At 51.2% G+C, this 13463-nt stretch carries 16 protein-coding genes; 12 read left to right on the forward strand and 4 right to left on the reverse strand.

What is annotated here, in order from left to right; genetic code table 11:
* Position 1: 1 nt before the first annotated feature.
* Positions 2-88 (forward strand): IS3 family transposase, encoded by an 87-nt coding sequence (locus PUT07_RS31845; RefSeq protein ID WP_274469348.1) that lies wholly within the window; start codon positions 2-4, stop codon positions 86-88.
* 68 nt (positions 89-156) lie between these two features.
* Here PUT07_RS31845 and PUT07_RS31850 read toward each other — a convergent pair whose 3' ends face one another.
* The 3 genes from PUT07_RS31850 to PUT07_RS35705 form a co-directional block, all read right to left on the reverse strand.
* Positions 157-474, reverse strand: coding sequence for a dehydrogenase (locus PUT07_RS31850; protein WP_274472822.1), 318 nt, complete (start codon positions 472-474; stop codon positions 157-159).
* Between the two features lie 150 nt (positions 475-624).
* Entirely contained in the window at positions 625-1047 is a 423-nt protein-coding gene (locus tag PUT07_RS31855; protein ID WP_338000789.1) for a hypothetical protein, read from the reverse strand.
* Positions 1048-1114: 67 nt separating this feature from the next.
* Positions 1115-1675 carry an HPP family protein gene (locus PUT07_RS35705; RefSeq protein ID WP_443147237.1) on the reverse strand — a complete coding sequence of 187 codons (561 nt, stop codon included), beginning with the start codon at positions 1673-1675 and terminating at the stop codon, positions 1115-1117.
* Between the two features lie 116 nt (positions 1676-1791).
* Here PUT07_RS35705 and PUT07_RS31870 point away from each other — a divergent pair, with 116 nt between their 5' ends.
* The 8 genes from PUT07_RS31870 (at position 1792) to PUT07_RS31905 (ending at position 9582) form a co-directional block, all read left to right on the forward strand.
* On the forward strand, positions 1792-2700 hold the full coding sequence (locus PUT07_RS31870) for a LysR family transcriptional regulator (protein ID WP_274472823.1): 909 nt from the start codon (positions 1792-1794) through the stop codon (positions 2698-2700).
* Positions 2701-2765: 65 nt separating this feature from the next.
* The gene (locus tag PUT07_RS31875; RefSeq protein ID WP_274472824.1) at positions 2766-3368 is read left to right on the forward strand and encodes a DedA family protein; all 603 of its coding nucleotides are present in this window, start codon (positions 2766-2768) and stop codon (positions 3366-3368) included.
* Between the two features lie 76 nt (positions 3369-3444).
* The gene (locus tag PUT07_RS31880) at positions 3445-4011 is read left to right on the forward strand and encodes a thioredoxin family protein (protein ID WP_274472825.1); all 567 of its coding nucleotides are present in this window, start codon (positions 3445-3447) and stop codon (positions 4009-4011) included.
* A gap of 29 nt (positions 4012-4040) precedes the next feature.
* Positions 4041-4664, forward strand: a complete 624-nt coding sequence (locus PUT07_RS31885; RefSeq protein ID WP_274472826.1) for an MBL fold metallo-hydrolase — start codon at positions 4041-4043, stop codon at positions 4662-4664.
* 321 nt (positions 4665-4985) lie between these two features.
* A complete protein-coding gene (locus tag PUT07_RS31890) occupies positions 4986-5300 on the forward strand; it encodes a hypothetical protein (RefSeq protein WP_274472827.1) in 315 nt (104 codons plus the stop codon).
* A gap of 333 nt (positions 5301-5633) precedes the next feature.
* Positions 5634-7601 carry an AraC family transcriptional regulator gene (locus PUT07_RS31895; protein WP_274472828.1) on the forward strand — a complete coding sequence of 656 codons (1968 nt, stop codon included), beginning with the start codon at positions 5634-5636 and terminating at the stop codon, positions 7599-7601.
* A 205-nt stretch (positions 7602-7806) separates the two neighbouring features.
* A complete protein-coding gene (locus tag PUT07_RS31900) occupies positions 7807-8475 on the forward strand; it encodes a hypothetical protein (protein ID WP_274472829.1) in 669 nt (222 codons plus the stop codon).
* A gap of 18 nt (positions 8476-8493) precedes the next feature.
* Positions 8494-9582: a toxic anion resistance protein gene (locus PUT07_RS31905; protein WP_274472830.1), complete on the forward strand. Its 1089-nt coding sequence runs from the start codon at positions 8494-8496 to the stop codon at positions 9580-9582.
* Positions 9583-9639: 57 nt separating this feature from the next.
* Here PUT07_RS31905 and PUT07_RS31910 read toward each other — a convergent pair whose 3' ends face one another.
* Positions 9640-10209: a GbsR/MarR family transcriptional regulator gene (locus PUT07_RS31910; RefSeq protein ID WP_274472831.1), complete on the reverse strand. Its 570-nt coding sequence runs from the start codon at positions 10207-10209 to the stop codon at positions 9640-9642.
* A 232-nt stretch (positions 10210-10441) separates the two neighbouring features.
* Here PUT07_RS31910 and PUT07_RS31915 point away from each other — a divergent pair, with 232 nt between their 5' ends.
* Genes PUT07_RS31915 through PUT07_RS31925 form a run of 3 tightly spaced genes read left to right on the forward strand, consistent with a single transcriptional unit; the run spans position 10442 to position 13372 of the window.
* Positions 10442-11665, forward strand: a complete 1224-nt coding sequence (locus PUT07_RS31915) for a quaternary amine ABC transporter ATP-binding protein (protein ID WP_274472832.1) — start codon at positions 10442-10444, stop codon at positions 11663-11665.
* On the forward strand, positions 11640-12473 hold the full coding sequence (locus PUT07_RS31920; protein WP_274472833.1) for an ABC transporter permease: 834 nt from the start codon (positions 11640-11642) through the stop codon (positions 12471-12473). The genes PUT07_RS31915 and PUT07_RS31920 overlap by 26 nt, the downstream gene beginning before the upstream one ends.
* Positions 12474-12475: 2 nt before the next feature.
* The gene (locus tag PUT07_RS31925) at positions 12476-13372 is read left to right on the forward strand and encodes a glycine betaine ABC transporter substrate-binding protein (protein ID WP_379241123.1); all 897 of its coding nucleotides are present in this window, start codon (positions 12476-12478) and stop codon (positions 13370-13372) included.
* The last annotated feature ends 91 nt before the right edge of the window (positions 13373-13463 follow it).

The following is a 13463-nucleotide window of genomic DNA, read 5'->3' on the forward strand; positions in this document are numbered from 1 at the left end:
TATCCACTATTACAATTCAGCAAGGTACCAGTGGACATTAAAAAAGATGACCCCTGATCAATACAGAAGTCATCTATTGACAGCATAAGGTTCTTTTTTAATCGTCCACTTTCTGGGTCACAGTTCACAAGTTTAACAACAGGGGCATTTCAATAGTTAGCCCCCGAACGCATCGCGGAAGGCATGATTCAATGCGGCAAGCTCGACGTTCCAGATCGGAGCGATCTCGGGCCCGACGTTGACGTCGAACCAGTCGGACAGCGCTTTGCGGTTGGAACCGTTCTCCACGATGAAGGAGAGATTGAGCATCACCTTTTTGACATAAAGCTCCTCGGCCTCTTTGATTTGTTCGGGGGTGAGCCATACCTTCAACCGTTTGACGGTCCGGTATAGCTCTTTGCTGCATGCTCTTCGAATGCTGCGTGCGTTGGGGAATTGCTGTTTATGTTTTTCATTCTGCTTGTTGTTGATCATGACGGCATCCACACTCCTCTATGCTATGTGTATGCAGAGAGTAGGCGTTGAGCCACTCTTGGGCGCCAACCTACGGAGCCCAAGTTCGGTGCGGATGCCTTGCCGCATTTGCGCCTTCACAGATCGTTTAATCCACGACCAGGTACCCGATCATCGGCCCGTTGTGGGCAATATCCGCATGCGACATGCAAATAATCCGGTACGTGCCTTCCTGATCGGCGGTGAAGTGGACGACGGTTTCTTTCCCTTTTTGACTTCGCCGCTAATGTTCAGCCCTTCGATGAGGAAAGGGTGGCTCTCCCCGTTGACGCCGTAGATGCTCAACTTGATCCGCTCGCCCTTCTGGATCGGGACGGTGCCCGGATCCCAGCGGTACGATTCGATCGTTTTGCCGTCTTTGGTCGTCGATTTGAACTCGCCGACAACCATATGAATCGTTCTCTCCGCTGCCGGCTCCGCCATCGTCGGAACGATCTTGCTCCGGTTCAGGTAGAGGACCCCGGAGAGGACGAGCAGCAGGGCAAGGGCTGCCAGATAAAGATGCTTGCGCTTAATAATCCATACTTGGGACATCGAAGCCCGCCTCCTGTACAAACATACTTGTACATCCTATGCGGGAGCTTGTCACCGTATGAATAAGCTACCACCACGCGTTGGGATAGCGGGTGCCGGTTGCCCGGTGATACAGGAGGGCAACGAGGACGAGCAGCGCAGCGCCGAGCAGGACCGGCGTGAGCAGGAAACCCCAGCTCGCGCCGCTGAGCATCACGAGCAACGGGTCGGCGCCGGCGGGCGGATGCAGCGTACGCGTCAGCTGCATCAGGGTGATGGCGGCGCCGACGGCGAGAGCGAGGCTCCACGCGTGCACGCCGAAGGCGGCGAGGGCGAGGAGCCCGACGAGCGTGCTCAGCACGTGGCCGCCGATGAGGCTGCGGGGCTGCGCGAGCGGGCTATGCGGCAGCGCGAAGGCGATGACGCAGGATGCGCCGAAGGGCGCCATGAGCAGCGGGACGCGCGCGAGGTCGCCGGCTGCGCTGCAGAGCAGGATGGCGAGAAAGCCGCCGATGCCGGGGAGGAAGAAGCCCAACCGCCGGGCGATGGTGAAAGGGACGGTGGCGGTAGAGGCTGAGACTGGTGCGGAAGCTGATGCTGATGTTGATGTTGATGTAGATGCGGAAGCGATGTGCTCCGAAGTTGACATTGGGTTTCACTCCTCTTTTCTAATCGTTGTTCCGATGCTATCATGATTATAGGTATTTGAGAAACGAATAATTATGATAAGAGGTATTCGAGTTACCGATGGATAGGGGGAGCACCATGATCGAGCAGTTGGACGGACGCAGTCTGAAGACATTTATTACGGTGATGGAGGAGAAGAGCTTCAGCAAGGCTGCGCTTAAGCTGGGTTATGTGCAATCGACGGTAACGATGCATATCCATCAGCTGGAGCAGATACTGGGGCAGACATTGTTCGAACGATTGCCGCGAGGCGTGGAGCTGACGGCTGCAGGCCGTGAAGTGGCGCCTTTTGCATACCGGTACATGCAGCTCGGCGAGTCGCTGCAAGATAAGCTCAGCGGCTTGCAGGAGCCGAAAGGGATCGTGCGCCTTCGTGCGCTGGAGTCGTTCTGCGTGCCGCACCTGCCGCAATGGCTGCCGTCTCTGTTCGAGCGCTATCCGCAGATTCAGCTGCAGCTGGAAACCGGCTTTCACCGCGATATTACGCAGGAGGTGGCGGCTTACCGCGTGGACTTAGGCATCGTGCCGCGCGATCCGGAACAACGCCAGCTCACCTTCATCCCGCTTATAGAGGATGAGTTGATTTGGGTCGGAGCGCCTCCGTTGGTGCGTTTGCTCGAGCGGGACGGGTGGGAAGCGGCTGCGCACTTGCCTGTTATCGGCTTCGGCGGGCGCTGCATCTACCAGACGATGGCCGACCAGTGCCTGAAGGACAAAGGGCATAGCGCATGGCCCTCGCTCGAATTCGACAGCTCCGAGATGGTCAAGCAAACGCTGATGCACGGAATGGGGCTCTCAATGCTGCCGCTGACGGCTGTGCGGGAGGAGCTGCGGGCCGGGAAGCTGCTGCGGCTGGCAAGCGAGCCGGCCGTTCCGCTCCGGCATGGGTTAATTCATCGCGCAGGCAAAGATTTGAGCGCGCCGGTGAAAGCTTGCAAAGAGCATTTGATCGCTTGCTTCGCCGATGTTCAGCATGAAAGTGGTTGATTGGAGCCTGTCTGTGATAGAATGAGATAGATTAGGATTTGGATAATTTAGGGGAAAGAGGGTTCATGATGGGTGAGTTGATTCACAATGTTTTGCTCTACTTGGAAGGGCTAGGGTACTGGGGAATATTCCTTGGATTAATGCTGGAAGTGATTCCGAACGAGCTGCTTCTTGCTTATGCCGGCTATCTGGTTTCCAAAGGCGAAATTAATTTTGTCGGAGCCATCGTTTGTGCGGTTATTGGCGGGACGCTAGCCCAAATAGTGCTGTATTGGATCGGACGCTACGGAGGCAGACCTTTCCTGGAGAAGTACGGCAAGTACTTGCTAATCAGCAAGCATCATCTGGACGTTGCAGAATCATGGTTCAATCGCTACGGTATGGGCATGATGTTCACGGCCAGATTCATTCCCATCGTTCGCCATGCTATCTCCCTGCCGGGGGGAATGGCGAGAATGCCGCTTGGCAAATTTACTTTGTATACGGCTCTTGCTTTAGTACCTTATTCAATAATTTATGTTTATCTGGGCATGAAGCTCAAAGACAACTGGGAAAAGATTGACGAAATCGCGGGTCCTTATATTAAACCTCTTATCATTGCAGCAGTGATTTTGACAGTTCTATATGTAGGCTACCAACTTTATTTGAAAAGAAAGGGCAGAACGTAATTTCCTGCATTTGCGCTTTCGATTCAATTTGTTACAATAACGATGAAGAATCACGATCTTAGGAGGCTGAGTAACGATGAGTACGAATCTCGCGAGCAAGCTGCGTACAGGCTTAAAGCCGCAACAATTCATTGACAGCATGGAGAAAAATAAAGAGCAATTCCTGGCCTATTACAATGGATTCGAATGGGATAATGAAAGCGACAAGGAATACTTCGATTCCCTTAATAACCGCGACGATTTGCGCTGTGTCATTATTGCTGCCGACTGGTGCGGAGACGTTGTCCGCAACGTGCCTGTCGTATTCAAAGCGCTGGAGAACAGCGGAGTGCCGGTAGAAGTGCTCATTATGGAGCAAAACTACGATGTGATCGATCAGTTCCTGACAGGCGGCGGCCGTGCCATCCCGGTCGTTGTGTTCACGGATACGGGCGGTTTCGTACTTGGCCATTGGGGACCTCGTCCGAAGCATGTGCAAGCGGTGATGACGCAGTTCAAGAAAGAGAATCCGGATCGTGAAGCACCTGACTATAATGAGAAAATTCAAGTCGCCAGAGCCGAAATGGGACGTCAATACGGCGAAGGCAACGGCTATCACGCCGTTATCGTGAAAGAACTACGCGACCTAATCGAGTCGTTCTAAGCGAATGAAAGAATGTAGGGTGAGGACATATGATTAACATAGAAACTTTTGTTTTGGGTCCGGTTAGCACCAACGCGTACTTACTTTCGAATCCGGAAACGAAGAAAGGCATTATTATTGATCCCGGGATGAACCCTAAGGCGCTGCTCAAAAAAATTGCCGATCTGGATATCGAGGCAATTCTGCTGACGCATGCGCATTTCGATCATATCGGCGGTGTCGACGAGATTCGCAAGCTCAAAAACTGTCCCGTGTATGTGCACGACCTGGAAGCGGACTGGCTGACGAATCCGAAGAAGAACGGCTCCGCGCGCTGGCCTGAGCTAGGCGTTCTCATAGAGACCGAGCCGGCTGAGTACGCGCTGGATGAAGGGCAGACCTTGGAGTTCCTGGGCATCCAGCTCAAGGTGTTCCATACCCCGGGCCACTCGCCGGGAAGCGTCAGTTTCCTGTACGAAAAGCAACTGTTCAGCGGAGACGTGCTGTTCAAGCTGTCGGTAGGCCGGACGGATTTGCCTGGCGGTGACAACAACGAGCTGCTGGATTCCATCCAAGAGAAGCTGTTCCTCCTTGACGACGATGTCGTTGTCTATCCGGGACACGGCGGCAAAACGACGATTGGCTTCGAAAGAGACAATAATCCATATGTATAAGCGCTGGCGGCGTGTCGGGAATCGTTCCTGACCGCCGTTTTTTTGCGCTGTTCGGCAGGGCTCCGCTCGCTAACGGACGCTGATGCCTTTATGTGAGGATAAAGGGGCATCTATGCCTGCAAGGACACCTGTCCTGTACAAGCAGGCGGATGCCGGAGGCTCGTTCGCCCATGATAGGCAACCATTTTCGGGCAAACTGGGTGTTTACCGTGTTCGTTGTAGGTGCTCCCCCATAGACTGATGTTGTAAGCTATTCACCCAACCTAAACGATTACAACCCTGAGGTTAAATGCTTCATTATTCTAAGGAGGTGCTCCAATTATGGAGTTTGTAAAACCAACGTATCCAATTGCCCCAATGCCTGCACCGACCCCGATGCCGGCGCCAATGCCGATGCCGATGCCTGTTCCCATGCCAATGCCCGTTGCACCAGCGCCAGCGCCTATTATTCAGAAACCGGTTCATAACGATATTCACTTGCACGCTTCCTACCAACAGACTTCGTTCGTATTCCCTAAACCGGCGGTCGTTGCCGCAGCACCAGTAGCCAAAGTCAGCTCCTATAACAATGTCGGCAGCATTCTGGTCCTCTTTATTTTGCTTGTCATCATTACACGCGGCATTTGTAAATATTAATATTCAGGAAAAAAGTAACCCGAACCGGGCATCCAGTCCTGTAAGGGTTATTTTTTTGTGTAATAAGCGGTACTAGCCGGCTCGTATGAGCCTATTGTTTTGAAGAATGTAAATGCTTTAAAAGTTGGGGATGGCGAAAGCACGGTAGCGGCGGATCAGCCCCGCCTAAGCATGACTCCATAAACGGCTATGAGGAAGAAGCTGTCTCTTACGCTTGCAGGTTGAAGAGACGGCTTCTTCCTCGTTGGCGAACCTGCTTGATTTATAGCATCAGGATAGCTTTCCATTCGCTCCCTATTTTATAATATGGGCATACGATAAGGGGGCAAGAACATGGCGGAGGACATGCAGCTGGAGGAACTATTACAAATATGGTATCAAGCCGCGATCCGAATCATGGATGTCCGGCATGTGAAGATGACATCGGGCGAAGCGCTGCGGGCGTACCGGTTCCCGTCCAATGCCTTTATGTTCGCGCTGCAGGGGCGCGCCGTCGTCAGGCTGGATGAGCGCGAACACCTCCTCCGGAAATTCCATCTGCTGCATGGCGGGAAAGGAAGCTACTTGGACATAGAACGGACGGAGGATGGGTTCGAGTATTATTTCGTGCTCTATAAGGCATCCGTGCCTCTGCCTGCGCTCAAGGATAAATGGAAATCGCCCGATAGTCGAGGCAGCAATCCGTTCAGTCTGCAGTACAGCTTCCTGCCGAAGCTGCCGGTTCTGCTCTACCGGAAGCTGGAACAGCTGGAGCGGGCGTGGAACAGCCCCGGCAAACTGGCGAAGCTGCACGCCAAGACGCTCCTGTACGACTTCATCTATGAACTGATGCAGCAGCTTCACGAGCAGAATGTCCCCATGCATAGCGGGCAGCCTGCCACGCAAGCGCTGCGCTACCTGCATGAGCACTATGCGGAGCCGATTACGCTGGAACGGTTGGCCGACGTGTTGGACTGCTCGCCGAGGCAGGTGACCCGGATGTTCAAGACCTGGCTGAACACGAGCCCGATCGATTATCTGATTCGTTACCGGATGGAGCAAGCTAAGAAGATGCTGTTGGAAACCGACGCTTCGCTGCAGGAGATCGCATCCGGTGTGGGCTATCAGGATGTTTATTTCTTCAGCCGTACGTTCAAGAAGCATACCGGCTATGCGCCGGTTCACTATAAAGAAAATCAGCAGCATGCTGTACAGCGTCTGAATAATCCATTCCCGATGTCTATATCTTCCATTGCATTCGATGCGTCGGAAGGGCATACTATGATTGAGGATAAGAATCATTCTCAATACAGGAGTGAAGGGGTATTACCGATGTTCAGAAGTTCCAAACCGTCCATTGCATTCATTTTACTATTAAGCCTGACCTTGCTTGTAACGGCTTGCGGCAGCTCGCCAAGTCCTGCGGACAGCGGACAAGCGCCGGCATCCACCTCCAAAGCCCAAGAGCAATCGGGAGCGGAACGGGTTCTTAAAGATGCGTTAGGCCATGAAGTGAAGGTACCGGCTAATCCGCAGCGAGTTATTGCTACATACTTGGAGGATCATCTTGTCGCACTGGGCGTTAAGCCGGTTGCGCAATGGTCCATTAATAAAGGGACTACGTCCGTGCAAAATTATTTGCAGAAAGATTTGAACGGCATTCCGCCGATCCCGTTCGATCTGCCTTTTGAAGCGGTCATGAGCTTTAAACCGGATCTGATCATTATGGACAGTGCGGAGACCGTTGCCGGTGACAAATACGCGCAATATGCCAAAATTGCTCCGACCTATACGGTTGGCGGCGAGCAAAACAATGACTGGCGCCAAGAGCTGCTGACGATCGGCGAAGTGCTTAACAAGAGCAAGGAAGCCAAGGAAGCTTTGGATAAGTACGATGCGAAAGTGAAGGATGCCAAAGAAAAGCTTGCGAAAGCGGTTGGCACGCAGAAGGCCGCGGCATTGTGGGTGACGGCCAAAGCCGTTTATGTCGTCAGCGAGAAGCTGTCGAGCGGAGACGTGCTGTATAAGGACTTGGGGCTGAACGTTCCCGACGTCGTGAAAGAAGCCTCCGCAACGGGAACAGCGAACTGGCTGCCTCTCTCTGCGGAGAAGCTGGCTACGCTGGACGCCGACTATCTGTTCATTGTGAACAGCAAGGGCGTGACGAAGGAAGAATTTTTGAAAGAGCCGGTGTGGCAAGGCATTCCAGCTGTCAAAAAAGGGCAAGTCTACGACTTCGATAACAACTCCAGCTGGTTGTATACCGGAACGATCGCTAACAGTCAAATGATTGACGATGTTCTGAAAAGCGTTGTGAAATAAACGCCGTTAAATAAGGGAAGAAGGTCATGGATGCAGCCCGGAGCTGCCGCGGTGGCCTTCTTTTTTTCTATATATTTCGGGGCATTAAACATTGAATGTGTAAAGTTCTCATCGGTAAGGTATAATTAGGTTTGATACTCTATGAAAATGAACATGGCAGAAGGATAGAAGGGTTTCAAGTAAATGAATTGGGAGGGAGAGTATCGTGCAACTAAAATTCAAAATCGCTATAGGCGTATCCATTGCCGGATATGTAGCTAGTCTCATAACAGGCCACTATGTGCCCGACGCACTGAATTTATTAGTCCCGACTATATTTGCCATAGGCAGTCTTTACGTTCTAAGCCTCCAGGCAGCCGCGCAGCAGAGGAAGAGCAGGCTGAATGCCGCAGGCGAATCCGCAACGGAGCTGCCGGCTGCTGCGCAAGGTTCCAAGCAAGAGCCCGTGGCGACGGTCGAACCGGTGCGCGAAAGCGATCCGTTCTGGGATCCGATCGCCGAGTATATTCATGTGCTCGAGGAAATGATTATTTCCGAAGGCCAGAAGCATGCGCTGGATAATGAGATCGTCGAGAAGGCGCTCAGCTTGCTCTCGCGAGTAGGCCGGCTCATTCCCCAACTGAAGGAATTGAATGACGCGAACATGAACTACAACATACAACGATTGATTTTCAAAGACCTGAATGGCGCCATCAACCCGTTTCTCAAGCTTGGCGGGGAAGCGAAGCGGTTAAATCGCCGGCTGCTGCTTACCGGAATTAAAGATATTGATTCCAAACTTTCTTCGTATGTAGAAACCATCGAGCAGAAAGATTTAATTGAATTGCAGACGAGAATGGAGCTTATCCAGCAGCGCTATCGTTCAACAGACTAAAGGAGGAACGTACGAACCATGTCAACCCAATTAGTGCAACTGAAGTCGACGGACTTGCAAAAAGTAGAGCAGGAAGCGCAACAACTGCTTCAGAAGGTTTCGACCACCGATACGATGGAGCTGGAGACCCTGATGGATTCCATCGGACGGATGGGGTCCAAAACGATGGAGCAGGCCGGGCAGAACCTGGCGATGCTGGAGCGCCCGGTCAACGAATTGATGTCGGGCAAGCGCTCGGAGGTTCAGAACAATATCGTGAAGCTTCGCACCGAGATCGATGCGCTGAGTAAGAGCAAACAGCTTGGCTTTTTCGATAAAATGCTGAAGAAAACGCCTCTCAAGAACTACATCTACAAGTATCAGTCCGTGAAAACGAACGTCAACGCCATCGTGCAATCTCTGCGCAACGGCAAAGAAACGCTCGAAGAAAATATGGCTTATATGAAGACCTTGAAGAAAAACTCACTGGAATCCGTCTATAACCTGCAAATGCGGATCGCCATGGGCGAGAACTTGAAGCAGCTCTTCGAACAGGAGATTGCCAAGCCGGAGAACGAACACCGCAGAACGCACCTTGAGAGAGGGCTTCGCAAGGTCGTGACGCGTATACAATCGTTCCAAGAGATGGTCATTCTGTACCAGCAGGCCATTGCCGGCACGGACATTATTAACGACAATAACGATAAACTGATTGATGCCGTCGATGCGACCATCGACAAAACGCAAAATCTGCTTACCGTATCCGCGATGATCTCTATGGCCATCGATGATCAAGTGCAGACGATCGATGCCGTCAACTCGGCGAACGCTACCTTGAACAAGATGTTTGAGGACAACTCGCGCTTGCTCAAAGAAACGACGCAGAGAACGAACGAGCTCCTCGGGAAGCCTGGGCTGCAAATGGACTCCATCGAGCGGGGGATGAACGACCTATTTACGGCATTGGATATGTTCGAGCAGTCCAACCGGACGATCATCCAGTCGGCGACGGAGCATACCAAACGCCTCGGGGATATCAGCTCCCAGATGACGCAGCGGCTTGGCTTACTTCCCGGGAACAAACCGGAGGCGGTCAAATCGCCGGAGCTGAGCGGACTTTTAGATTAAATCATGAGAAAAGAGCCTGCGAAGGCTCTTTTTTCTGTGAGCGGTATTTTTTAGAATTTATTTCTCATCTGGCAGCTCTTTCGGCACCAAGTTGTAAATATCCCCGTTTTCAAAAGAGTCGATAAGCCGGTCAAGCCACCGGTAATATCGAATCGCCTCATCGATTTTGGCTATATCCGTTTGCAAGACGGCATGCAGCTCTGTATCGTCCGGGAACTGCTGACCAAGCTGGCTAAGTTCAAGCCTGGATTTGCGGAGAGAGCTAAGATTGATTTCCAACGCTTTGCGCCACTTCAATGAGAAATAATCGGCAAACGTTTGGAACCAGTCCAACTCCACCTCATAAAGATCTTTGCGAGATCCTTTCTCCCAAACTTTATTTACCATTTTCAAATCAACCAGCGTACGCACGCCTGTGCTCATGCTGGTTTTACTCATTTCCATCGCTTCTCCCATGGCGTCCAGGGTCATCGGTTTGTTTTGAAAGAAGAGCAGTCCGTATAAATGTCCGATTGATTGGGAGATGCCATAGAGATCCATATTCTTGCCAATAGATTCAATGACGCGTTTGCGAGCTTTGTGAATAACCAGTTCCTGTTCGGAGCTGATGTTGTGTAGTTGTTCCATGCCATCATTCACCCTGCCTTCATGTGTACAACGTTATTGTAAAAAACAAATTTAATAAAGTAAAGAATGTCATCGAATAGCATACTGGAGCTTGATGGAGAATACAGTTTATAACGTACAGTTTTTTCTGTACAAACGGATTAAACTGAATTTACGGTTGACATAACGTAATTTAGTTCTATACACTTAAGAAGGATGCAGGGCATTAACGCATACAGAAAGGAGTGAGCGTGTGGCAATTATTGATGTGCATCAGGTAACCAAAGTATTTGGGCCAGATCCCAAGTCTGTTCTTCCGCTAATGACCAAGGCGTATTCCAAAGAGCAGATTTACAGGGAAACGAAGCATACAGTGGGGGTCAACGAAGTCAGCTTTTCCGTACAACCTGGTGAAATCTTTGTCATCATGGGGCTGTCAGGCAGCGGCAAATCAACACTTGTCCGGCTGTTAAACAGGTTAATTGAACCTACCAAAGGGATCATCAACATTCTCGGCAAAAATATTGTCGAAATGAACGATGAGGAGCTTCGCCGTGTTCGTAGAGAGACGATTAGCATGGTATTTCAGAAATTCGCCTTATTTCCTCACAGAACCGTTGTGCAGAATGTGGAGTACGGACTCGAAGTTCAAGGGAAGAGCAAGAAGGAGAGGCGCTCGAAAGCGATGGAAGCGCTGAGTCTTGTCGGATTGCAAGAATGGGCGGACAGTATGCCGTCCCAGTTAAGCGGCGGCATGCAGCAAAGGGTAGGACTGGCCAGAGCGCTGGCGAATGATCCCGATATTCTTTTGATGGATGAGGCCTTCAGCGCCTTGGATCCTCTGATCCGCAAAGACATGCAGGACGAACTGCTGGAGCTGCAGGATAAAATGAAGAAAACGATCATTTTCATCACGCACGATCTGGATGAAGCCCTTCGGATCGGAGATCGAATCGCGCTCATGAAGGATGGGAGCGTCGTTCAGATCGGGACACCGGAAGAAATTATGATGAACCCTGCGAATGAATACGTAGAGCGATTCGTTGAAGACGTGGACCTGTCCAAAGTCTTGACGGCCTCGTCCGTCATGCGCAGACCGGAAACGGTTGGTTTGGACAGAGGCCCTAGGGTAGCACTTCAACTGATGCGTGAGAGCGGCATTTCCAACTTGTTTGTCGTTGACCGCGGTAAAAAACTGCTAGGTGTCATCACGGCCGAGGACGCCTCCGAAGCTGTGCGGCTCGGGAAAACGCTCGAGGACATCGTAATCCGGGAAGTTCCCACCGTTTCGCCTGAGCAAATGTTATATGAACTATTTGAAATATGCGGCACTTCGAAATATCCCGTAGCTGTCGTTGATAGAACGAATCGAATTATTGGCGTAATCGTTCGGGGCGCCGTTCTTGGTGCATTAGCCGGACAGCCTGTCATGAAAGAGGAGGGAAACAGGGATGATCAACAAGATACCGCTCGATGAATGGGTGGAGTTCGGCGTAGATCAACTGGAAGCGCATCTGGCTGGCCTCTTTCAATTCATCTCCACTTGCATTGAAGGCTGCGTGAACGCCTTATCGTTAGTCTTTCAGGGCATACCGGTTTTCATACTCATCGGATTCGTAACCATATTGGCTTTTTATTTGGGGCGGTGGACATTCGCCATTTTCGCGGCGCTAGGTCTATGGCTGATTTATAATTTAGGCTTCTGGAGCCATACGATGGATACGTTGGCACTCGTGCTCACTTCCGCACTGATTTCCATCATCATCGGCATTCCCTTTGGCGTCTGGTGTGCACAAAGCGATAAGGTTCGCAGTATCGTCACACCGCTCTTGGATTTCATGCAGACGATGCCGGCCTTCGTCTATCTGATTCCAGCCGTTACCTTCTTTGGGCTTGGAGTCGTTCCCGGCGTCATTGCTTCCGTTATTTTCGCAGTGCCGCCAACGATCAGACTGACCAATCTGGGGATTCGTCAAGTAGCGGAGGACTTAGTGGAAGCCGCGGATGCTTATGGCTCCACACCTGCGCAGAAGTTGTTCAAACTTCAATTCCCGCTAGCGATGCCGTCGATTCTGGCTGGCATCAACCAAACCATCATGCTGTCCTTATCGATGGTCGTTATCGCCTCCATGATTGGAGCTCAAGGCATCGGAGCCGATGTGTATCGCGCTGTCACGCAAATTCGGACAGGCCAGGGGTTCGAAGCAGGCTTAGCCATTGTCGTATTAGCCATACTTCTCGATCGTATGACCCAGTATATGTTGAAAAGAAAAAGGAGCGTGTAAGAATGCTGGAAAATAAAATCAAAGCTATGGCATGTTTAAGTATATTAGCCGTCGTTGTGATGACAGGGTGCGCCAAGGAAGCATCGACATCGTCCGAGGCGAGCATCGGCAGCCAGGTTGACCATGAAATTATCGGAATCGATCCCGGAGCAGGCTTGATGAAGCAAACCGCTCAGGCGATCAAGGATTACGATCTGAAGGAGTGGAAGCTGGTTGAGGGATCAAGTGCGGCCATGACCGCGGCTCTTGATAAGGCTTATAAAGCGAAGAAGCCCATTATCGTGACAGGCTGGACACCTCATTGGATGTTCGCCAAATACGAGCTCAAATACTTGAGCGACCCTAAAGGGGTCTATGGCAAAGATGAAGAAATTCACACCATCGTACGCAGCAATTTGAAAAAGGATGCCCCATCGGCCTATACCATGCTGGATCGATTCGAATGGACGCCGGAGGAAATGGCCGTCGTCATGTCCGCGATCACCGATGGCAAGAAGCCGGAAGAAGCTGCGTCCGCATGGGTGAAAGACAATGCCGCCAAAGTGGATGGCTGGGTGAAAGATCTCGCCCAAGAGAAGGGCAAAAAGCTGAAATTGGCCTATGTGGCATGGGATTCCGAGATTGCTAGCACAAATGTCGTGAAAACGGTGCTGGAAGAGAAGCTGGGCTACAAAGTGGATATGCTTCAAGTAGAAGCGGGTCCAATGTGGGCAGGCATCTCGGACGGAAGCGCCGACGCTTTGGTAGCGGCTTGGCTGCCGACGACGCATAAGGATTATTTCGATAAGTTCTCAGGGAAATTTGAGGATTTGGGGGCTAATCTCAAAGGCACTAAATTAGGATTAGTTGTTCCGTCCTATATGAATATTGAATCGATTGAGGATTTGAAATCGAAATAAGGGAGAAAGATGAGCCAGTATGCAGCTGGCTCTTTTTTGTTTGTGATTGTATTGATAAGTCTTCATTAATATGGATGTTATTGTAAGGGGG

Origin of the sequence: Paenibacillus sp. MAHUQ-63 (assembly GCF_028765165.1) — a bacterium.
Taxonomy (GTDB): domain Bacteria; phylum Bacillota; class Bacilli; order Paenibacillales; family NBRC-103111; genus Paenibacillus_E.